The organism is Streptomyces sp. NPDC093097 (genome assembly GCF_044754325.1).
Classification (GTDB): domain Bacteria; phylum Actinomycetota; class Actinomycetes; order Streptomycetales; family Streptomycetaceae; genus Streptomyces.
The window spans coordinates 127,882-148,407 of record NZ_JBIVOW010000005.1 but is presented as its reverse complement, the minus strand read 5'-3'; the positions used below and the strand labels follow the sequence as shown (position 1 = coordinate 148,407).

Genomic DNA, 20,526 nt, shown 5'->3' with positions numbered 1-20,526 from the left:
CGGAAGAATCATGAGCCGCCTGACTGTGGCGATGCAGATCTCCATCGACGGCTACGTCGACAGCAGCCTGTCCGACGCCGACTGGCAATTGTGGAACTGGGGCCCCGACTGGCCGTGGAGCGCGGACCTCCGCGCGGCGTTCAACGGCCTGTTCGCGAGCGCCTCGGGCATCCTCCTGAGCCGGCCCATGGCGGACGAGGGGTACCTGGGGCACTGGGGCCGGATGGCGGAGCAGCACCCCGGCGACCCCGACTGGGAGTTCAGCCGGGCCATCGGCGCACTCCCCAAGTTCGTGGTGAGCAGGTCGGGCAGGCCCGAACTCGACTGGCCGCGGACCACGGTGCTCAACGGCGAGCTGATCGACACCGTGGAAGAAGCGAAGCAACAGGCCGACGGCGACCTGGTCTGCTTTGGCGGCGCCGGCCTGGTCTCCGCCCTGCTGCGAGAGGACCTGGTCGACGAGCTCCGGCTGTTCACCAACCCCGGTTTCGCGGGCGCGGGAACCAGCGTCTTCGGGGCCCGGCTCGCCACGCGGAACTACCGGGCCGCCCACGCGGCCGCCTACGCCTGTGGCGTCGTGGAGACCCGCTGGGTCAGATAGCCGCACCTGGGCGCATGGCGTTCACGCAGATCCGACCCCGCCCTGGCCGGAATGCGTCGCGTCACCCCTCATAAGTGCGGAACTCCCCGGTCCGGTTTGTTCGACCGGGCATGAGGCGTAATGCTGGTCCCCCTCCTAATGGCCAATCGGAGGGGGTGCGGCGGAGCTTGGGCTCCGCCGCACTCGCGGGCCGCTGTGTGCTGTTCTTCCTCAGCTGCGCCGCTTGCGTCGAGGTGGCACAGGGCGGCCCATCACCCCGCCGAAGCCGCCGAGACAAAGGGGCCTCGGCCGTAAACTGGCTGGGAGAACAGAGGAGTTCACGTGCGAGAGGAGCCTGGCCAGGTGTTCGTCGCCACCGTCGACGTCGTTGCGATCGGTGAAACCGGAGGCGAGCCCTACGCGCTGCGCAGCCTCCTCGCCGAGTACGGCGCTGACGTCCGGCTGTTGCCTGTCGGATCTCCCAGCCATCTCGCCGGCGTGGTGAACGGCACGCTGAGCCGAGCCGATCACCTCGCTCTGTGCTGCCATGGCGACGAGCGAGGCATCCTGCTCGACACGCTTGACCCTGAGATCGCACGACACCAGCCATTCAACGAGGTACTCACTCCGCAGAGGGTGTTCTGCGAGGGTTCGCCGAATTTCAACTTGAGTTGATCTTGTCAGGCTCCGTAGTCGTCTGCGCGGATGCTCGAAGTCCTCTGCACGCCGCTCAGGTATCGCACGCCCGCCGTCACCGGCAGTCAAGCACGGTGGCGACTTGGTTCATGATGCGCTGCCAGTGGATCCGCTGCTGTTCGCGCTCTTCGGCGCTGGTCAGGTGCTCTTGGTGAAAGCGGACCATTGTCCGGGCCCCGTTGGCGGTGGGGGCAAGGGCGACCTGGACTGTGGTGGCGTCGTGAGTGACGCGGATCTTCTCCCCTGAGCGGTAGCCGCGTACCTCGCCCGTCACTCCTGCGGTCGTCCGGTAGGGGGCGCCGCGTTCCGGGATGAGGGCCGCGCCGGGGCCGAGCCAGAGGGCGAGCCCTTCGGGGCTGCTGATGAAGTCCCAGACGACGGGCGCGGGGTGGGGCAGCGTGCGGGACACGCCGATCTGCCAGCCGGCGGCCTTGGTGAGTCCGGTGGGCATCGCGGTCATCCTTCCTCGGAGTTGCGGGCGCGCAGCGCCCTCATCTTGTGGCGGTTGCCGCAATGCTCCATGGAGCACCAACGGCGGCGGCCGGGGCGTGAGGTATCGACGTAGACGAGGTGGCAGTTCTCGGCGGCGCAGGTGCGGATGCGGTGCGCGAAGGGGCCGGTCAGCAGCTCTACGGCGTCCTGGGCGACGGTGGCCACCAGGTGTGTGCCACTGGGGTTCCCGGCCCACTGCCGCTTTCCGGTCGGCGTGATGGCGGGTGCCAGGGCCGGATGGGCGGCTGCCTCGTTGATGGCCTTGATGTCACCGGGTGGGTGCGGCTCGCCGCGCGTGTGGGCGAGGACCACCCGAAACAGCGCGTCGCGCAGCCTTCGCGCGTCCGTCACCTCGGCTGCGGAAATCTCCAGCGCGGGCACTGGTGTGAGCCGCGAGCGGTCCGCCCAGGCGGCCAGGTCGGCTGGCTCGTGCAGGACCTCGTACCGGCGGTAGGGGCCAGGGCCGCCGGTGGTCAGCAGTTCCAGGCACAGCGCGCCGGGGTCGAACCGGTAGGCGACGCCGCTACGGGAGTGCAGCGTCAGTCCCTTGGTTGCGGAAGAGTCCATGTAACCAATATAACTGGTTACATGGCATTGAGTTGGAAATTGGTCATCGACAGCACGAACGCGCCCGCCCTCGCGGACTTCTGGGCCGCGGCCCTGGAGTACGAAGTGGAAGACCCCAGCGCCCTCATCGAGGATCTGCTGACCGCTGGCCACATCGGCGAGGAGGCGGTCACCGAGCATCGCGGCCGCAAGGCCTTCCGTGGCTACGCCGCGATCCGCCACCCCGAGGACCCCTTCGATCGGATCAGCGGCGTCGGCCACGGCCGGCGGCTGCTCTTCCAGGACGTGCCCGAGGGCAAGTCCGGAAAGAATCGCCTGCACATCGACGTCCGCAGTGAGTCGGGCGGCCTCGACAAGCTGGCAGCCCGACTGGAAGGTCTGGGGGCCACCCGCGTCCGCGAGGTCGATAAGGGACCTGCCGGCCACTGGTGGATCATGCAGGACCCGGAAGGCAACGAGTTCTGCGTGGCGTAGGCCAGGTCGCAGCCACTCCCTTTTGAGAATCGGCCGCACTGGTGCCCGAAGCCGCCTGCACTACGGCCCAAGTTGACAGTAATGCAGGCCACTTCGGCCTATCCGGCGAATTCGCACTTCTCTGCACGCGGCGGCCGATTCCCGCTCGACGACGTCTCGTAGTGGGGCAGCGGTGACGGCGGTCGCGTCGCCCGCCGGCCCGAGGCGCACGGCGTCCAGCAGCGCGACCCAGGAGGTCCGGCCGGCCTTCCAGGGCAGCGGCGAAGGAGTACGGCCAGCCTGGCGCGAACTGATCCGTCTTGCGGTCGCCGCACCCGTAGACGTGACAGAACAGCCGGCCGTCGCTGGTCGGGGCATCCGGGCGGAGCCAGTTGCTGACATCCACGGCCGGCACGATCCGCCCGTCGGCCGCCCTCGGCAGCGGCAGGCCGGCCAGCGCGCGGCGCAACCGCGTCGGCTCCAGCCAGCCCCGGTCCAACGCGGCATACAGGGCCCCGTACCCTCGTCGGTGCTCGACCGCCAGGCAGAGCTCGACCAGGGTCTTCACCGGCCCGTCCGCGCACAAGATCCCGTCGGTGAGCTCGAAGAGCGCATCGGCACGGCTGTACAGACAGCCGTAGAACTCGACCCGAAAGCGGGGCAACGCGCGCAATGCCTCGCCTGCGGGCGCGATGTTGGGGAGACCCCGCGACTGCGCCTGTGGTGACGAGGCATCGGGTGCGGATTCCTCAGCGTCGGCTGTGGACTGCACAACAGCGCCGGCTCCGGCCAGAGTCGCGGCCGGAACGAGGGCACAGCCGGCCTGCCGGATGTAGCGGGGTATGTGAGAACGGCAGTGACGCACAGAAATCTCTCGTAGATGTCGATGAAGTCGGTTCGTCAGACGACCTGACGGTGACGGCACGCATGTCCGATTCGGACGTAGGTGAGGAGTGGAAAGGACTGCACGCCCTTCCCCTCCCTCTTGGTTTCTGACGCCCACCGGGAGCTGTCTCGCCCCAAGCGCCGCTGGCGGCGACGCTCAAGGTGGCAGGTTCCGTAGATCAACAAGCCCGTGATCACCGCGCCAGCCGTCTTGAAAGGCAGCTCCTCGGCGAGCGGTTCGCCGGCGATCAGCACGAAGAAGGCGAACATGATCAACGCACCGATGGCACTCACGACGAGCGGATGCCTCGCGGCGAAAGCCTGACTGCGCGTAGGGGGATGGTCATTTCCACCCCACGCCCCGGTCGAGTACTTCCTTCGTCTTCTGCAATCCGGAGCGCGCCTTGGCGCTGTGTGCGTCGTGGTTCATGGCCGTCAGCCCCAGCAGGGGAGCTGACGGGTAGCCATGCCCTGGCTGTCGGTCGTCTTGGTCAGACAGCCAATCACGGTGGAGGAACACCAGAACCGGTCGCGGCCTCAGACCCGCCGGGGATCTGAGGCCGCTGTCCTGTCGGGGTCGGACGATCCGGTCAGGAGGTGGGGCCGAGGTCCTTCCAGGGTTCGTGGTCGGCGTCAGGGCCGGTTCCGGGGGCGTTGTTCTGGGTCCACCACTTCGCGCGCCAGTAGTGGCCGTTGTACTTGACGGTGACGTCTTCGTGCGACTGGGTGGCCGGGTCGTATGCCTTGGCGGCGTCCCAGTCGGGGGCGTTGCAGCCGGTGTCGGTGACCTCGCCGGCATCTTCCGTGCCGCGCCGGTTGTCCGAGGCGAGGCCGTAGGTGCCGCCGGAGGTGGTCAAGGTGGCGTTGGCCGGGCCGGTGATCGGCAGGTAGTACTTGATCGGGATGTCGATGCTCTTCCCTGCGGGGATCACCTGACAGTATTCGATCTTGGTGGTGACGCGGTGGAAGTCGCCCTTCAGTCCGGTTCCGGCATTGGGGCCGGTGTGTCCGGGAGTGAGTCTCCACAGGCCGTCGGGGGTGTCGCTGCCCTGCCAGTTGCCGTCTTTGACCAGCGGTGAGGTCGAGGTTGGGATGTCGAATGAGAGTTCCGCACCGCCGCCGATCGGTTTGCCCGTGTTGTTGGTGAGGCGGACCTTGGGCTCCAACGGGTACAGCTTGGCCGACCCGGCCGGGTAGTCGACCAGGTCGACCTCAAGGTTCGCGGTCCGGGCGGGGAGTTGGGCGGTGCTTCCGGCGGCACGGGAGTTGCCGTAGTCACCGGCGTGGCCGAGTTTTTCGTCCAGGCGGCTGGTCATGGTGTAGCCGATCCCGCACGGGTTCTCGGCGGTGGGGGTGGCAGGGCAGGCATAGTCGCCGGCCAGTTCCCAGATCATGACGCCGCCGGCGCCGCTGCGGGTGACGTAGTCGGCGACCGCATCGACGGCCTGGGTGTCGGTGGTCGACAGGAAGGTCTTCTTCTGTTCGTTCCACAGCCACGACGTCTTGGTGGTGTCGTCCCAGTGCCGGGCGTAGCTGCCGGTCAGCCTGTCGGATGCGTTGTGCTCGGGGTCCAGCCCCACCTGGGAGCCGTAGTTCGGCTCGATGCCGGCCTCCAGGTTCTTGGCGTGCCACATCGGGTTGGTGCCGGCCGGCAACTCGCCGCCGGCGTTGGTGGTGTCGTGCCAGATGTTGTCGATTCCCCGGGCGCCCTCCCCGCACGGTCTGGTGCCGGGCGGCGCGCCGGGTCCGCTGCCGGTCCCGGCCGGGCACTGGGACTGGTCGGGCATCTTCGAGGTGCCCCACATGCCTTGGTTGCCACCGGACACATCGCTCCACCCACGGGTGTAGTAGGGGATGCCGATGTTGATCCGGCCCGCCTGCAGCGCGCCGCGGAAGTGCTTGAACGCCCAGTCGGTGTTGAAGTACCCGATGCCGCCGTACTCCTTGGTGGAGTACACCAAGGCATCGGCCAGCTCGGTGTCCTTGCCATCGTCGTACAGCGGGGCGTTGGGGCCGACATACCCGTTCCAGGTGCCGTGGAAGTCGTACGCCATCACGTCCACGTAGTCCTGGTACTTGGCCGGGTCGTGGTTCTCCATCCCGCGCACCAGATACCCCGAGGAGGACACCGCCGAGGACAGCAGGTAGTACGCGCCGTCGGCTGCGCCGGCCCGGTCCAGCTTCTCCCGCAACGTCTTCATCAGTGTGCCGTATCCGGCCATCAGCTCCCCGCGCACCGGGTTGGACACCGGCCAGTCCTCGGGGTTTCCGGTGTTCTCCAGCGACGTCGGGTACTCGAAGTCGATGTCGACGCCGTTGAAGTGGTTCTGCCGGATGAACGCCACCGCGGAGTCCGCGAACGTGTCGATCTTCGACTGGGCGTCGCTGCCGGTCACCAGCGTGTAGAGCCCGCGGGTCTGGGACCAACCACCCACCGAGATCAGCGTCTTGACGCGCGGGTGCTGGGCCTTCTGCTCGTTCAGCAGCCGGATGTTCTCCACGTCCTGGTCGCCGATCGCCAGTTTGTTGTCGGTGACGTGGGCGAACGCGTAGTTGAGATGCGTGATCTGGCCCCAGGGGACGTTCTGCGGCCGGTAGGCCGGGCTTCCGTCCTTGCCGGTCCGCCAACCGGCGAAGTATCCGATCACCCGCCGGTCGTGGGTCGTGCCCATCCACTCCCGGCCCTCACCGGTGTAGGCGAGGCAGTACGGCGTATCCACACCCGGCGTGCGCGGCATCCCGTCCGGACGGCACTTCTCGTTGTCGTTCGAGGCGCCCGGCGGCGGCCCGATCCTCGGCTCCCCGTCACGCGGCACGGGCGCGATCCCCACCCGTCCCTTCCGCCGCGGCGGGGGCTTCAGCGTGGCAATCCGCCTGGCAATGTCCAGGTAGGAGAGGAAGTAGCGAAACGTGTGCCCGTGCTGGGTGTTTTCAAAGGTGCGCCGCTGGGTGAACTCTGTTCCCTCGGCCCTGGGATCGTTCTGAGCAGCCTGCCGGACGCGGTCGGACAGGTCGGCCCAGTTGTGGATCAGGTACTCGACCCAGGTGTCCCCGGCACGCGCTGCGTCCAGGCGGAACGTCTGCTGCCCGCCCCGCATCACCTGGGCGATACGACCGGCGAAGATGCCGAACCTGGCGCCCTCGGCGATCGGCATGATCACACGCTCGAAGGACTCCCGAAGGTCGTCCAGGGTCCTGCCGTTGAATTCCGCGATATACCGCACCGCATTGCGCAGCGGTGTTGCACCCAGCTCGATGCCGTAGACGTCGCCGTATCTCTCGGCGAAAGACAGGGGCACCAGCCTCAGACCCGGATCGAGGGAATTCTGGACGTCCTGCGGGATATAGACTTCCCCGTTGGTCTGACCGTTGCGGGTATAGGCGTACAGCACGTTCCGAGCCCGTACGTAGATGCCCCGGACGTAGAGGTCGTTGGGATCGATGACCAGTTGCACCGCGTTCTGGTCCAGGCCCGCGAGAGCTCCGATGCCGGAGATCTGCCAGTTCGGCTGCTGCATCACCGGCCCGACGCCCGGAGTGTCCGCGACGGGCTGGGCTTGTCCGTTGCCGTTGCGGGTCATGGTGTTGCGCAGATTCCCGACGATCTCCAGATACCGGTCCGCCGTCTCATGCCCGTCATCCTGCTGGGTGCGGGGCTGCGTGGGTGTGGCTGCCTGCGCGATATCGGGTCCCGAGCTCACAGCCAGGCACACCAGCAGGGCGCCGATCACCGTCCACGCCGCGCCGCGCCACCTCGCCCCGCGCCGCCAGAGAGGCATGCGGGAGCGGTGTCTCACCCTTTCGAGGCTCATGTGCTCACGCCCAGAAGGTGTAGGTCGCGCGCAGTGTTCCGTTGCTCGAGGCCCCGCCGTCCGAGTAGTAGGCAGCCGTGTATTCCTTGCCGTGGGTCAGTTTTCCGGTCGCGACCACCGTGGCGCCGAACGCCTCCCCGCATTGCTCCTTGTAGTCGGAGCTGGGGCAGGTCCAGTCCCAGTAGACGCGCGTGCCCTTGGTGCCGTTCCCGTCGTAGATGCCGATCCAGTCGTTCTTGTGCTTGTCGTAGGCGGCGCGGTCACTGGGGATCTGCCAGATCACCGCGACCCCCATGTCCGTGAGCCGGAACGGCGGGGCCGGGACCGTCTTGTACCAGACCCGCGAGGTGGTGACGGCGGTGTTGACGATCGCGTAGTCGGTGTTGACCGTCCCGTCGTCTGCGGCGGCGAGTCTCGGCGACCGCTGCGAGGTCAGCCGCCGCGCGTCCGCCTGTCTGTCCTTACCGGCCGGACCCGGCGCGGTGTCAGCGACCGGCGTCACGCTCACCGCTGCCGGATGCGGACCTGATGCTGATGCTGCGTCAGCAGCGGCTGTCACTCCCACAGTTGCCAGGGCGGCGGCCAGGCCGGCCATCACCGCCGTGGCACGCGAACGGAGCCTCATCGGACGCATGGATGGTCTTCCTCTCGGCGAGTTGAAAACCGGTTCCTGCCGCGTGTCCACCACCCGGAGCGCGCCTGGGACAACGTCACATAAACACGCCAAGGACATGACAATGCCGTGGCCGAACCCGAGGCGCGACGTCCTGCCGCCGAGCCCCCACCAGTCCGCCAGAAAGCGATGAATTTCCTATAAACGTTGAATCAACGCGGCGTTGGGCGACATCGCGTGTATCTCGGTCATCCGCACGGCGTCGCACGCCGGCTGCGGCCCTCACACGAGAGGGCACACGCCGCCGACGCCCGTGAAGGGCATACCGCCGATATACGGGTGCGCGCGCTCCCGGCCGGGTTCTCCGGTCCGCCGCAGCAGTACGGCCCGCGGTGACGGCAGTGCCGGTGCTTCGTATGATCGCGGTGCGGGGAACCGGAAGCCGACCACCTTCGGAGGCGAACACCTATGTCGGAACAGCGAGTTGTCCTGGTGACGGGCGGAGGAACGGGGATCGGGGCCGCCACCGCCCGGCTGCTGCGCACCGCCGGGCACCAGGTCGTGATCTCCGGACGGCGGCCCGAGCCCCTGCGCCGGGTGGCCGAGGAGACCGGAGCGCTGGCCCATCCTTCCGACGCCGCCGACCCCGAGGCCGTGCGCGAGCTCGTCGAGACGACGGTGACGGCCTACGGGAGACTTGACGGGGTGGTGCTCAACGCCGGAATCGGGCGGGGCGGCGCGGTCGGCGACACCGCGGTCGAGGACTGGGAAGAGCTGATACGGACCAACCTCACCGGCCCGTTCCTGCTGCTGCGTGCCGCGTTGCCGCATCTGCTGGCGGCCCGCGGCGCGGTGGTCGCGGTCGCCTCGGTCGCCGCACTCCGCAACAGCGTCGGCAACGCCGCCTATGCGACCTCCAAGGCGGGTCTGCTCCACCTCTGCCGCTCCCTCGCCGTCGACTACGGGCCGCAAGGGTTGCGGGCCAACGCGGTGTGCCCGGGCTGGGTGCGTACGGAGATGGCCGACCAGCGGATGGCGCGGTTCGCGGCGGAAGCGGGCCTGGCGGGCGGGACCGAGGCGGCCTACGAGGAGGCGAACCGGCTGACTCCCGCCAGGCGGCCGGGCGATCCGGAGGAGGTCGCCGAGGCGATCGACTGGCTGCTGTCGCCCGCCGCGTCCTACGTCAACGGGGCCGTGCTCACCGTCGACGGCGGGGTGACCCAGGTCGGCGTCGGCGGCGCCGCCTTCGACTACCGGATCGAGGCGCGCACTCCGCGCCCGTAGCGGACGAGCAACTGTCAAGAGGTGTGGATCGGTTGAGGTGGCACCGGTGAACTGTCCGGTCGGCTGCCTGTCCGACGACGGTAGTAGTGGAGGGTGACGACGGCCAGCAGCGGCCCCCACGCCGCCAACGGCACGTAGCACGCGTTCATCAGCCACTCTCCCCACGGCGTGATGTCCATCTCGGCGTGCAGCGTCGTCCAGACGAAGAGCACGCCGTAGACCGTGCAGGCGAATGCACCCAGCGCCGCGGGAACGACCGCGGCGGGCACGGGGATGCGGCGGCCCCGCAGGTACGGGATCCACCGCGGCCAGACCTCGCCCCACGGTCGCACCAGCCCCAGCGTCAGGAAGGCCAACGCCTCCTGCACCACGCAGAGCAGCGGCAGAAGGAGATATCCCCATCCGGGGATGAGCATCGAGTCGTACTCGGACTCGGCGAGCCCGAGCGGTATGCCGACTGTGACGGCGAGCCGCCACAGTGTGGACGGTACGGACGCCCATAAGACTGCGGCCGCCACGCGCCTGGCCCACCCAGGGACTGGCGCGGCGGTCGCGAGGCGTGCGGGAGCGGGGTGTGACGTGTTGGTGGGCATGCGGGCGGCTCCTGTGCGAGCGGGCTGATGTCCGACATCCGGAGGTTGCCACGTGCCATCGGGCGGCCACATCCGCCTGCGGTGTGGGAAGGCGTCAGCCCTGAGGCGCATGCGGGTAAAGGGCAGTCAGACTTCAGGACCAGGAACTTGCGTGCGTCCTGGTTCGGTTGGGCCTGAAACCTCACCAACCGCGGCCGGACCCCCTCGGGCCCGGCCGCGGTCTCATCGCCGACCTCGGTCTAGGGGGTGCGCCGCCCCCGTACCCTCACGCCCTCACACAGCTCCCTGGAGCCACTGGAGCGCAGCAGACCCGAGGGGGGAGCGCCGGCCGGGCTGGGGGACCGCGCGGCCGCTGTAGTCGAACGGTGTGGCCGGTTCGGTGAGGGGGCCGAAGTCGGTCGCGGTGGTCGAGAGTGGCGCCAGCGGTGTGCGCCCGGGGCGGGGAAGGTCGAGTACGTCCTCCCGTGCTAGCAGCCCGAGTTCCTGCACCCAGTGACACACTCCGGCCAGCGTCACGCGGATTCGCCAGGAGCCGCCCTCTGTCGCACGTCGACGCAGGACCGTGGCGACGGCGGCGGCGCCGAGGTAGGCGGCGAGGTAGTCGTTGAGCAGGTACGTCGGCGGCAGCGACGGGCGGTCGGTCCACTCTTCCATGGCGAATCCGGTTGCGGAGCAGGCGAGTTGGTCGAACCCACCGCGTTCGCCCCAGGGGCCTTCGGCGCCCCAGGCATGGTATTCGAGGGTGATGAGTCCGGGGCGGCGCCGGACGAGTTCCTCGGTCGACGCGCCGTGTCGGGCGAGCCCCCGGTAGGCGTGCACGAAGACGTCCGCTTCCTGGAGCGCGTCGTGGAAGGCCGCACGGTCGTGAGCGTCGCGCAGGTCGCAGTAGGCGTTGCGCTTGCCGCCGCCGGTCATGGCGATCATCGGAATCGGGTCGGGGCGGTCGGGACGCGTCACGTGCAGCACGTCGGCGCCGAACTGGGCGAGCAGCCGCGTCGATACCGGACCCGCGATGACGTGGGTGAGATCGAGTACCCGGATGCCCGCGAGTGCCTCGTCGGCCTCACCGATCGGTTCCAGAGGCCGGACCGGGCCGTCACCGACGCGTTCGATCTCGACGACCGGGCGCTGCGCGACATACCGCCCCGCGGGGTGCGTCAGCCACTCGTCCCGGCTGCGCACCACACAGGCGACGCCGCCCCGGGCGCAGAGGGCCTCCTCCAGCGTGAAGGCGTCCCAGTCGGCCGCGGCCCGTGCGATGTCCACCTTGCCGAGTCCGCACCTCAGCACGGAGTGGACCGCGTCGCGCAGGTGCGGATAGGTGGTGATGATGAAGATCCAACGACCGTCGCGCGCCCGGTAGAAGTCGTTGTTGCCGAGCAGCGCCGGATCGTCGAGCAAGGCAGTGATCGGGCGCCCCGACAGCGTCGTGTGATACGTCGCCATGAGCTGGTCGATCGCTGCCCCGGCCTGTACCTCCACCTTCTGGTGCCGGTGACCGCGCAGTTCGCCGACCGCCGCCGTCTGCCGGCCGAAGACACCGATCGCGGCGGACATGGCATCGGCGAGGCGGTGCACCGAGGGCACCAGGGGATCGGCCCCGACGACGGTGACGTCCTCGGCTCCCCGAACCGGTTCGGGTTCGCCGAGGGTGCCCAGCAGTTGGGAGACGATCTCGGGCGTCGGCGGCGTCTGCTCGGCCGTGGTCAGCGTGTGCGAAGTCATGCCGGGATGGTCGTTCCCGGCACGGCACGAGCGCCCGGATTCACGGATATCCGTGAATCGATGCGGATGTCACGCCCGCTTCTCCTGAAGGTGCGCGAGGAGCCGGGCCGCCGCCCGGTCCAGGCGCAGCCGCTCCGAGCGGCCGCGGCGCCGGTGCATCAAAGCCAGGGCCCCCGTGACGACGGGGCCATCGGTGACGGGGATCGCAAGTGCGCTGACCTCGGGATCGGCCAGACCCTCGCTGCGGCTGATCCGCGACGACCGGATCGACGGAAGAGCGCAGCGGAACTCGGCGACCGCCTCGGGGTCATGGCCGGCCAACTCGTCGAGCAGCCCGCGGCGCTCCGCCTCGTCGGTGAAGGCCAGCAGCAGACGGCCCGCGGCGGTACGCAGCAGCGGGCGGGCCAGGTGCTGGTCGGCGAGCGGGACGAGGCGGGGAATGTGGTCCTCGCCGCCGCGCGCGAGGTACACGGCGTCGAGCCCGACCCGCACCGTGAGCAGCACCGGGGCACCCGCGACGTGGCTCAGTTCGTCGAGCTCGGCCTGGCTGATCTGCGGGACGACCCGGCCGGCGATGAGATTGAGGACGTGCGGGGCGGGCCCGAGCCGGAAGCGCCGGTGCTGTTCCAGCAAAAACCCCGTCGCGACAAGGCCGTTGACCAGATCCTGTACAGAACTCGCCGGCGCCCCGACCGTCCGCGCCAACTCGGCCACCGTCACCCCACCCGGCGCCCGCGCGGCCGTCTCCAAGACCCACGCGACCCGGTCCACCGTACGGTGATGCTGCCGACGGCCGTTCCCGCTCATCCCACCCCACCTCGCCCTGCTTGTGCGCCGCCGGCCGCTCGCGCTGCGCCGGTAGGCGCACGACCCCGGCAGCGTGTGCCGCACGTGCGGATGCCTCCGCCGTCTCGCCGGCGGGGCGCTCCGTCGCAGTTTTGCTCCGCTTCTGTCCTTGGACAGTGAAGTTAGTCGATGGTGGCTTCGGGCTGGATGCCGAGTTCGTGCGTGCTGTAGCCGCCGAACCGGTTGATGTGCTCGGTCAGGTACGGCGAGACGCGGGCCCGGTCCTCGGGGTCGATCTCCCAGCCCTCCTCCAGGAGTTGCCGATCTCCGCGATGTCCAGGGCATGGTGAAGAATGACCGCGTTCGTGAGCAGTGCGTTGAACTTCATCGCCTTCTCCTGCTCGGCCGGATCGCTGTCGGCAATGACCCCGCGGTTGCCGAACCCGACCCACTGGGAGAACCGGTTGAGCGACTCGACCTTGTTCGTCGCCGCCGTCACCCGCCGCCGCAGCGGCGCGTCCGAGGGGCGCCGATCACGAGCCGGCGACGGACCAGCACCCCTTCTGAGGGACCGATAGCAGTGGATCCTGGGTCGACGCGGTGCAACTCAAGCCGGGGATGCACCTGCGTAACAGCGCAGGGAAGTCGGTGCGGAGAGGCGCCACCAGCACATGGCTCACCTCCCACCATGAGGTTCGAAACCTCACCGTTGCCGACCTGCACACCTATTATGCGATCACTGGCGGCACGTAAGGAACGTTCTGCGGCGCCGATCGCCAGGCATTGACGGAGTGGGATAAGGCCACATTCAAGTCGACGGAAGGAAGCGCCATCTACCACCTCGACAAGCACGGTAAGGGGAGAACCTTCGCCGAGTAAACCGAGGAAGCGAAGGATCCGTGGGATAAAACCGATCGAGGAACCGCATTCCATGGAAGCTGGAAAACGGCAGTGTGGGATGGAAAATCTGTGGTGATTGGTGCAGCGGTGAAAGGATATCTACTAAAGATGGAAAGATTGCGACCTGGCATGATTGAAGATTCTGACTTCAGGCGAACATTCGAAGCATTTCGGGCTATGCCTTACCCCTCTCGCCCGCAATCAGAGGAATTTCAAGATTGGGGATCGAAGCTGCTGTCACTCGATTCTCACATCGCAGGATACGCAACTCGTGTCCGCGATGGCGATATGACCGCTTCGGATATTCCGAACCTCCAGGAACTCGCCTGCGAGGCAAAGGATCTCCAAAGATCGCTAGCTTCAGTCCCTGCCCCGACTAGTCGCGATTCTCGCCTCAGGGAGGAGTACCAGCTTTACGTAGAGACATTGGAGAGTATGATGCGAGAGCTCCTTCGGCTCGCCGCCGATTAATTACGCAGCGCACCAGTATTCGGGGCGTGTTTATGCTGCCGCATCAGTGTCATGCGGTCGATGGCTCGGAGTTGGCCTATTCAGTGGGTGGCTGCAGGAACCTGCGGCCTCCCACGATTTTATCCGGTGTTCTCGCTGCCCGTAGACGGAACTGTGCTACGTCGGATCTCTGAGTGCTGAGTGCTGAGTGCTGAGTGCAGGGGTGCAACGGCTCCCAATGCCCGCAGGGCATGGAGACCGCGAGGGTCAGGCGGAGACGGCTGGCGTCAACGGTGGCCGCAACGGTGCGGAGGCATGGGCTCGAACCGCTTCGCGAACGATGGAGTCCCTTTCGGTCTCGGAGTGGTCCACGCTGAACCAGCAGGTCACCTGAGGCAGTTGATGCCGCACTCGCCTCCGTGCCATGGGTGGTGTATTGGCGGGTTTGTTGCCGAGGTCATGAAGGGGTGAGCGGAAGCTCGTAGTCCATGGTGCGTGCGGTGATGCGCAGTCCGGCCAGCGGCAGTGCTTGGCGTACCGCGGCGTCGTCGAATTCCCAGATGGTCAGTTCGGTGACCTCGGGGTGGTCGCGCCGCAGGCGTGTGACGAGTTCCGCGATGAGCGCGGCGAGCGCGCGCGGCTCGGCGTTCTCGTGGCGGATCGACTCCCCGGCATTGATGTGGGCCGCGTGCCCGTCGATGACGGCCGAGACTTCTGCGTCCGCCGTCGCCAGTGTGAGGTGCGCGGGCAGTTGGTGGACTTGCACATCGGGCAGCCCAGCCGGGGGCTGCCATGTGGCCGGCTCGGTGCTCCAGTTACGGGCGTATTCGCCGTGTCCGTGCGCGTTCAGCGCGGTCGCCGCCAGGCCGTCGGGTCCGGTGTCCTGACCGACCCACCGCAGGGTGCGGTAGCCGGCGGCGCGGGCCTCGACCGCGGCCCGGCGGTACAGGCCCGTGACCATCTCGAACTCCTCGGCGGTCGGCGGGAGCAGGTCGTAGTAGCCGGTTTTGAGGCGGCGGACCTCGCGTGGCACGTACATTGCCTGCACTCGCGCAACCCGCTCGTGGTCCGGGTCCTCGTGTACCCATGCCCAACCCAGCAGCGCCCCGTCGCGGCGGGCCGCGACCGCGCCGATGGTACGGGGCCGGCCCTGGCCGCCGGTTGGCTCGGGCTCGTCGTCCGCCGTGTAGGGAGGCTCGCCGGCCGCCGCGTGCATTTCTCCGATCACGTGCTCGTCCGCGTCCGGCCGGCCGTCCCACTCAAAGAACAGTTCGGAATTCATGTCCGAAGGGTACGACTGCACGACCGACGGACCGCGAGAATCGTCGCAGCCGACTCGGCCGCCTTCGTCACAGCTCCGTGCCTGACTGGCGCATCCCCCGAAGCCGATCATGGTTTGCGATCCTTTTCCTATGGGTCGTGGCGACTTGATGGTCGCTCAGTGGACGTTTTTGGAACCGTTGTTGCCGGTCGGGAAGAAGCCGGGGAGGCCGCCGAAGTGGACGAAACGCCAGCTCATCGACGGGATACGGTGGCGCACGCGGGCCGGGGTGCCGTGGCGGGATGTGCCCGCGCGGTACGGCGGCTGGCAGGCCGTGCACGGGCTTGTTCCGTGGCAGCGGGACGGCACGTGGAAGCGGATCCTTGCGGACGTGCAGGCCGACGCGGACGCGAAGGGACTGATCGACTGGGATGTCCCGGTGGACTCCAGCCTCGCCCGGGCCCACCAGCACGCCGCAGGGGCCCGGAAAAGGGTGGCCTTCAGAAGGGGCCCCGGGTGGTGTCGAAACCGAGCCGGACCATCACGGGCTCGGACGCTCGCGCTCTTTGGGGTGAAACCGACCCGAACTCGGCTACCGCGTCACCCTCGACCCGATGGACGCCGCTGGATGAACGAGCATGGCCGAAGCCCGGCGGAGACGACTCCGACCGGGCCCACACCCCTGCCCAAGAGAGCACCCACCTGCAGTTATTTACGCGTCAGAGTGACGACGAAAACGACACCACGTTCACGACGCCCCCGGCGGCCTGACGGCCACCGGGGGCGTTTCACCTTGCTCCGTCGACAACCAGCACGTCACCTTCATACACATCCTCAGCGTCGCTCAACAACGCCCTGTACGAGGCGTTGCCCTGGGTAGTAGCGGAACTTCCTGGATGGTCTCGCGAGCGGCAGACGGGCGGTTCCTCCGACGTCTTCGAGCGTCCGGACGGTGTTGGCCTTCCCGAGTGGGTCTGGGCGCTCCGATTCGGGCGTTCGATTCGCTGGGCGATATGCATCCGAACCTGGCCACAGCTGTGTTCAGATGGGTGCGTGCGTTTGTTTTCCGCCTCGACGATGTGGCGTAGAGCGCTCTACTACGGCTGTTCTGAAATGTCGGGGGCGGGTGTGGCGGAATGCTTGATCTCCTCGCGGAGGATGTCGCCGTGGCCGGCGTGACGCGCGAAGTCCTCCATGATGAGCAGGTAGATAAACCGCAGGTTGACGTCGCCGAGGTCGGGGTGTGTTGTGGTGTAGTCGAGGTCGAAGTCGGCGGCGATCACGCGCGAGCGTTCGCTGGCGCGCTCGAATTCGGCGATCACGTCGGCCAGGGTTTCGTTGTCGTCGACGATGAAACTGGCGTCGCCCGCCGTCGTGCCGCCATCACATGCGCTCTTGGGCAGGCTCGCCAGGACGTGCTGGAACCAGATCCGTTCAGCGACTGCGGCGTGCTTAAGCAACCCGATCGGGGTGGTCGGCGACGCAACGAGGCGGCGGCGGGCCTCTGCTTCGGACAGACCGCGCACCGTGTTGATTAGCTCGGCCCGGTTTCGGTCGAGCATGCTCTCAAGTAAACGGCGTTCAGCGCCGGTGGTGATTCGTGGTACCGACCATGTCATTGTCGGCTCGACTCTGTTCGTGGGGATGGATCTGCCTGTGGTACTTCTGGTTTCGATTGTCGACGCCCCGTTTCAGCAGGGGCAGAAGACCGCGTTGCGCCGTGACAGGCGTGTGATCGACGTTCTGGCGTCCTCGTCAGCCGCCTGACGTTAGAGGGTGATTTTCTCGTGCTGGGCGGCCAGGCGTGCGATGGCTTGTGCGCAAAAGTCGCCGCCGTCAGCGGCCTTCTTCGGCTTTTTCACGGCCCGGCCGCCGCGATGGGCTCGACAAGGTCGCCCATGGTGCAGTCGAGGACGTCGAGCAGGGCCAGTGTCGCACCCATGGCCGACCTGTAGGAACGTCGTCGCGACCACTTTCGCGACGCAGGCTGCGGGCTGTGTTGCACTGAACTACGTCACCTGTGAGGTGGATCATACTCATTGGAGTGCCTCAACTACCGCTTCCGATCACGGTGGTTCGCGGAGCGGGCAGTCGGCTTGTCCCGGCGACGGACTCGCGAAGCCGGACGATCTCCTCGTGCTGGGCGAAGAGCCGGGCCAGGGCCTGGCCGCGGAAGTCGGTGAGCTCGTCGACCTCCTGCTCCGACCGGGCCAGCCGTTCCCGGAGCTCGGCGATCTCTTCCTTGAGGCGGGCGATCTGATCCTCGCGAGGTCGGGGATCTCGCCGGCGTCTTGCAGCGCCTGGAGCCGTCGTTCGAACTCGACGCGGAGGTGAGCGTAAGGGCGGGTGCCGTAGAACGCGGTGCAGTCGACGGCGGCTTCGCTGGCGAGAGTCTTGATGTCGCACTTTCCGCCGGGCGGCAACTCGCCGCGGACGAGCCGGTCCATGGCGGCTCGCACGCGGTCTCGTTCTCAAGTCCGCTGGGCTGCGGAGATTCTCATGCGGACTCCTCATCCGTGCTGCTAGCGGCATCGATCTCGGCGATGACGCGGAGAGCCCGGTCGTAGTCGGCCTGGAGCCGGGTGCGTTCGGTCTTGCGTGTGGTGCCGAGCTGACCGAGGCCCGGCGAGCCGGCTTGCTCTACGAGTTCCTGGGCCGCCGTCCCGGGGCAGGTCGTGTCCTGATGCGCGCGGGCGATAGCGCTGCGTGGCGTCGGCCAAGGCGCCGCGGCTGCACCCTGCGATCGGGAGCCAGGTGAGGGCTTCGCCGCTGCCGCCATGGAGGTCGGCGTATCCCGACCGCTACCGGGTCACCGGACGACATACCCGTCCCACAGTGGGCCGCCGGCCAGGTCCAATACCTCTGTCACGACCCTGGCGAAGACCTCCGTGTCCCCGGCGATCGCCTGTGCGGCGGTTTCGGACAACGCGCGGTGCACTCCTGGGTTGGCTGCCGCCAGCCGCCTCGACAACCATTTGCCTCCGCCAAGCCAGTGGCCGCCGACGAGGAGAACCAGCTCGGAGGCACGCTGCAACATGTGCGAAACCAAGTACACCCGCTCTGCAGAGTCCGTGCAGCCTCGCAGGTCATCAAGCAGGTCGGTCAGGAAAAACCGCTGGTACTCGCGCTCGCTGTCCGAGAGCGGTGGCGGGCCCGCGGCCAGACGTTCTCGCGCCTCGTTCTGGAGTGAAGTGCCCAGCCCATCCGCGTCGACCAGGAGCATGCCGTCGGCGCACATGGAGAGCAGCGGTGAACTCCGCTTCGCGGTCTCCTGGTCGGCGTAGGTGTGCCAGACGGCTTCTGTTTGTACGAACAGCTCCACTGGCCAGCCGCGGTACACCAGGCTCTCTCGACTGGGGGCGGGCGGCCCGTCCAAGAGGACCACGATGTCCAGATCGGATGTGGGCGTGCGGCGGTCGGTCAGCACGCTGCCGGCGAGGAAGGCCGCCCGGGCGGTAGGAAACCGGTCCTGCACCAGTGCGCGGGCGGTGAACACGGGGTCATCCATGATCGCAGCGTACGTGTCGACGTCGATTCCGCAGAGGGTGGGTGCACCGCACCACAGCGGGTGCTCTTGAGCCGCGGATGTTGACGCCTCGCCTGGGGCGTCGTGCGCAGTGAGGCGTATGCGAACGACCTGGGGCGATGCCCGGTGTCATGCCTCCGCAGCTGGGCATCGGAGGCGGTCGGCCGCCGTGGTCCGACAGGACTGGCTACCGCGAGCGCCATGCGGTCGAGTGCGATCAACCGCCTCAGAGGCCGCCGGGCAGGATGACGCACCCCACATGAGTTCCTCGTTCAACCTTTTTTCGCCATCCTCTACAGCCCGGGCCGACATCGGTCACCCCGCATCCGGGCCGAGCGAAAAGGGCGGCGCGAGCGCCGTGTCGAACCAGGTCGGAACCCCCGTGCGTCGAGACTCCACCGCGCCGGACATGTGGCCGACCGGGGCGCACGCGCGCCCCCCGTCATCCACTGCCGCCCGCGCTGACCAGCGGGGCGAGTGGTCGGCGCCTCCAGGCCGTGAATGTGACCCAAAGTTATTTAACGTTCAATCTGCTTGGGTGGCATGCTGGTCAGGGCCTCGACGATCACTCACGGCGTCCGGACCAACATCCCCACTACATAACGGAGATGACCTGATATGACGCACGCCCTGCCCCTCCGCCTCCACCACCACGCCTGGATCACCGACGACCAGGAAGCTAACCGACGCTTCTACGAGGAAGTGATCGGCCTGCCCCTGGTGGCCACGTGGACCGAGCGCGAGGTGATGTCCGGGGCCGAGCGCGCCTACAGTCACACCCTCTACGGCTTGGCCGACGGCAGCGCCCTCGCCTTCTTCCAGTTCGCCGACGCCAGGGACCAGGAGGAGTTCAGAACCAGCATCAACTCAACTCCCCTGCGCCACATCGCCTTCAAGGTCGAGGCCGAGACGCAGGAGGCCATACTCAAGCGCATCAACGCGGCCGACTGCGCGGAGGCGAACGCCCACGTGATGGACCACGGCTTCTGCGTCTCGCTGTACCTCACGGACCCCAACGGGCTGATATTGGAGTTCGCCGTCGACCACCCCGACGTGGACAAGATCGACGCCGAGCAGCGCGCCACCGCACACGCCGACCTCGCCCGCTGGCTCGCCGGAGACCACACCAGCAACAACCGCTGGCGCTGACCGCAACACCGGGCGTCGGCCGAACTGGCCTCCCGTGGGCCGACTTCGGCCCGGCGGCGGCGCGTAACTCTGGCAGGTGAGAGCGCATCATTTCGGTACGACTCCCACTCGGCGTTCGTCCCGCACTGCCGAACCGACATGTACGCCAAAGTGTATGGATCGCCAGCGATACTCAGGTGTCCTGCGGATACCAGCGCAGTTCCACGGTGTTGCCGTCCGGGTCCTGCACGTAGAGGGAGATGGCGGTGCCGCGGGCACCGTAGCGCTTGCCGGGACCGTCCAGCACGGTGAAGACGCCGGAATCGATGACCTGTTGCCAGTCGAGCGGATCGACCACCAAGCAGATGTGGTCGACGTTGGAGCCCTGCGGTCGCTCGTCGGACGCCTTGACGAGGTCGATGATGGTGCTGGGACTCACCCGCACGGATGGGAAGGGGGCTTTGCCGGTCTTCCACTCCTCCACTCGCACCGGTTCCAGCCCCAGTGGGCCGGTGTAGAAGTCGAGTGAGCGCTCGATGTCGGCGACGTTGAGGACGAGGTGGTCGAAAGCGATCACGCGCATAGGTGTCTCCGCTGGGTCGGGCGCCGAGCCGGCGCCGGTGGTGGTACGACGGTGCCGACGGTCCCGGACTGTGCGATCCGGGTCGGTGACTGGTTGCTGACTGCCGTGGTCCGTCGTTGTCTTCAGCATCGTCGAGCAGGCATCCATCGGTCCAACACATGCTTGTCATCGATATCCATCGCGTTTCATCAT

At 67.8% G+C, this 20,526-nt stretch carries 20 protein-coding genes and 1 pseudogene; 7 read left to right on the top strand and 14 right to left on the bottom strand.

Features of this window, described 5'->3' with window-relative positions; all coding sequences use genetic code 11:
- Positions 1-10: 10 nt before the first annotated feature.
- Both ACIQE0_RS10730 and ACIQE0_RS10725 read left to right on the top strand, forming a co-directional pair.
- Positions 11-601, top strand: a complete 591-nt coding sequence (locus ACIQE0_RS10730; RefSeq protein WP_402330601.1) for a dihydrofolate reductase family protein — start codon at positions 11-13, stop codon at positions 599-601.
- A 342-nt stretch (positions 602-943) separates the two neighbouring features.
- A complete protein-coding gene (locus ACIQE0_RS10725) occupies positions 944-1,255 on the top strand; it encodes a hypothetical protein (protein WP_402330599.1) in 312 nt (103 codons plus the stop codon).
- A gap of 76 nt (positions 1,256-1,331) precedes the next feature.
- On the opposite strand, the gene ACIQE0_RS10720 is transcribed toward ACIQE0_RS10725, so the two are convergent.
- A complete protein-coding gene (locus tag ACIQE0_RS10720) occupies positions 1,332-1,727 on the bottom strand; it encodes an SRPBCC domain-containing protein (RefSeq protein WP_402330597.1) in 396 nt (131 codons plus the stop codon).
- A 5-nt stretch (positions 1,728-1,732) separates the two neighbouring features.
- Complete coding sequence (locus ACIQE0_RS10715; RefSeq protein WP_402330595.1) at positions 1,733-2,335, bottom strand: CGNR zinc finger domain-containing protein; 603 nt, start codon at positions 2,333-2,335, stop codon at positions 1,733-1,735.
- Between the two features lie 21 nt (positions 2,336-2,356).
- On the opposite strand from ACIQE0_RS10715, the gene ACIQE0_RS10710 reads away from it, so the two are divergent.
- A complete protein-coding gene (locus tag ACIQE0_RS10710) occupies positions 2,357-2,809 on the top strand; it encodes a VOC family protein (RefSeq protein ID WP_402330592.1) in 453 nt (150 codons plus the stop codon).
- A 141-nt stretch (positions 2,810-2,950) separates the two neighbouring features.
- Here ACIQE0_RS10710 and ACIQE0_RS10705 read toward each other — a convergent pair.
- The 4 genes and pseudogenes from ACIQE0_RS10705 to ACIQE0_RS10690 form a co-directional block, all read right to left on the bottom strand.
- Positions 2,951-3,461 (bottom strand): annotated as a pseudogene (locus ACIQE0_RS10705) (transposase); the annotation flags it as partial.
- Between the two features lie 227 nt (positions 3,462-3,688).
- Entirely contained in the window at positions 3,689-3,967 is a 279-nt protein-coding gene (locus tag ACIQE0_RS10700) for a hypothetical protein (RefSeq protein WP_402330590.1), read from the bottom strand.
- A gap of 296 nt (positions 3,968-4,263) precedes the next feature.
- A complete protein-coding gene (locus tag ACIQE0_RS10695) occupies positions 4,264-7,452 on the bottom strand; it encodes a glycosyl hydrolase family 18 protein (RefSeq protein WP_402330588.1) in 3,189 nt (1,062 codons plus the stop codon).
- A gap of 37 nt (positions 7,453-7,489) precedes the next feature.
- Positions 7,490-7,993 carry a hypothetical protein gene (locus ACIQE0_RS10690; RefSeq protein WP_366330989.1) on the bottom strand — a complete coding sequence of 168 codons (504 nt, stop codon included), beginning with the start codon at positions 7,991-7,993 and terminating at the stop codon, positions 7,490-7,492.
- A gap of 573 nt (positions 7,994-8,566) precedes the next feature.
- Here ACIQE0_RS10690 and ACIQE0_RS10685 point away from each other — a divergent pair.
- Positions 8,567-9,382: an SDR family oxidoreductase gene (locus ACIQE0_RS10685; RefSeq protein ID WP_366330990.1), complete on the top strand. Its 816-nt coding sequence runs from the start codon at positions 8,567-8,569 to the stop codon at positions 9,380-9,382.
- A 14-nt stretch (positions 9,383-9,396) separates the two neighbouring features.
- Here ACIQE0_RS10685 and ACIQE0_RS10680 read toward each other — a convergent pair whose 3' ends face one another.
- The 5 genes from ACIQE0_RS10680 to ACIQE0_RS10660 all read right to left on the bottom strand — a co-directional run bounded on the left by ACIQE0_RS10680 (position 9,397) and on the right by ACIQE0_RS10660 (position 15,118).
- Positions 9,397-9,900 (bottom strand): hypothetical protein, encoded by a 504-nt coding sequence (locus ACIQE0_RS10680; RefSeq protein ID WP_402330584.1) that lies wholly within the window; start codon positions 9,898-9,900, stop codon positions 9,397-9,399.
- A gap of 348 nt (positions 9,901-10,248) precedes the next feature.
- Complete coding sequence (locus ACIQE0_RS10675) at positions 10,249-11,700, bottom strand: CoA transferase (RefSeq protein WP_402330581.1); 1,452 nt, start codon at positions 11,698-11,700, stop codon at positions 10,249-10,251.
- Between the two features lie 69 nt (positions 11,701-11,769).
- Positions 11,770-12,507 (bottom strand): helix-turn-helix domain-containing protein, encoded by a 738-nt coding sequence (locus tag ACIQE0_RS10670; RefSeq protein ID WP_402330578.1) that lies wholly within the window; start codon positions 12,505-12,507, stop codon positions 11,770-11,772.
- 235 nt (positions 12,508-12,742) lie between these two features.
- A complete protein-coding gene (locus tag ACIQE0_RS10665; protein WP_402330575.1) occupies positions 12,743-12,985 on the bottom strand; it encodes a Tn3 family transposase in 243 nt (80 codons plus the stop codon).
- A gap of 1,308 nt (positions 12,986-14,293) precedes the next feature.
- Positions 14,294-15,118: a hypothetical protein gene (locus ACIQE0_RS10660; RefSeq protein WP_402330573.1), complete on the bottom strand. Its 825-nt coding sequence runs from the start codon at positions 15,116-15,118 to the stop codon at positions 14,294-14,296.
- Positions 15,119-15,227: 109 nt separating this feature from the next.
- Between ACIQE0_RS10660 and ACIQE0_RS10655 the strand changes: the two genes are divergently transcribed.
- Positions 15,228-15,977, top strand: coding sequence for a transposase (locus tag ACIQE0_RS10655; protein WP_402330570.1), 750 nt, complete (start codon positions 15,228-15,230; stop codon positions 15,975-15,977).
- 217 nt (positions 15,978-16,194) lie between these two features.
- Here ACIQE0_RS10655 and ACIQE0_RS10650 read toward each other — a convergent pair whose 3' ends face one another.
- Positions 16,195-16,659 carry a DinB family protein gene (locus ACIQE0_RS10650; protein ID WP_402330567.1) on the bottom strand — a complete coding sequence of 155 codons (465 nt, stop codon included), beginning with the start codon at positions 16,657-16,659 and terminating at the stop codon, positions 16,195-16,197.
- Between the two features lie 574 nt (positions 16,660-17,233).
- On the opposite strand from ACIQE0_RS10650, the gene ACIQE0_RS10645 reads away from it, so the two are divergent.
- Positions 17,234-17,431: a hypothetical protein gene (locus ACIQE0_RS10645; protein WP_402330565.1), complete on the top strand. Its 198-nt coding sequence runs from the start codon at positions 17,234-17,236 to the stop codon at positions 17,429-17,431.
- A 475-nt stretch (positions 17,432-17,906) separates the two neighbouring features.
- Here the strand turns inward: ACIQE0_RS10645 and ACIQE0_RS10640 are convergent, their stop codons facing one another.
- Positions 17,907-18,605, bottom strand: coding sequence for a nucleotidyltransferase domain-containing protein (locus tag ACIQE0_RS10640; protein WP_402330563.1), 699 nt, complete (start codon positions 18,603-18,605; stop codon positions 17,907-17,909).
- A 636-nt stretch (positions 18,606-19,241) separates the two neighbouring features.
- Between ACIQE0_RS10640 and ACIQE0_RS10635 the strand changes: the two genes are divergently transcribed.
- Positions 19,242-19,772, top strand: coding sequence for a VOC family protein (locus ACIQE0_RS10635; protein ID WP_402330561.1), 531 nt, complete (start codon positions 19,242-19,244; stop codon positions 19,770-19,772).
- Between the two features lie 172 nt (positions 19,773-19,944).
- Here ACIQE0_RS10635 and ACIQE0_RS10630 read toward each other — a convergent pair whose 3' ends face one another.
- Positions 19,945-20,334 (bottom strand): VOC family protein, encoded by a 390-nt coding sequence (locus ACIQE0_RS10630; protein ID WP_402330558.1) that lies wholly within the window; start codon positions 20,332-20,334, stop codon positions 19,945-19,947.
- Positions 20,335-20,526: the final 192 nt, after the last annotated feature.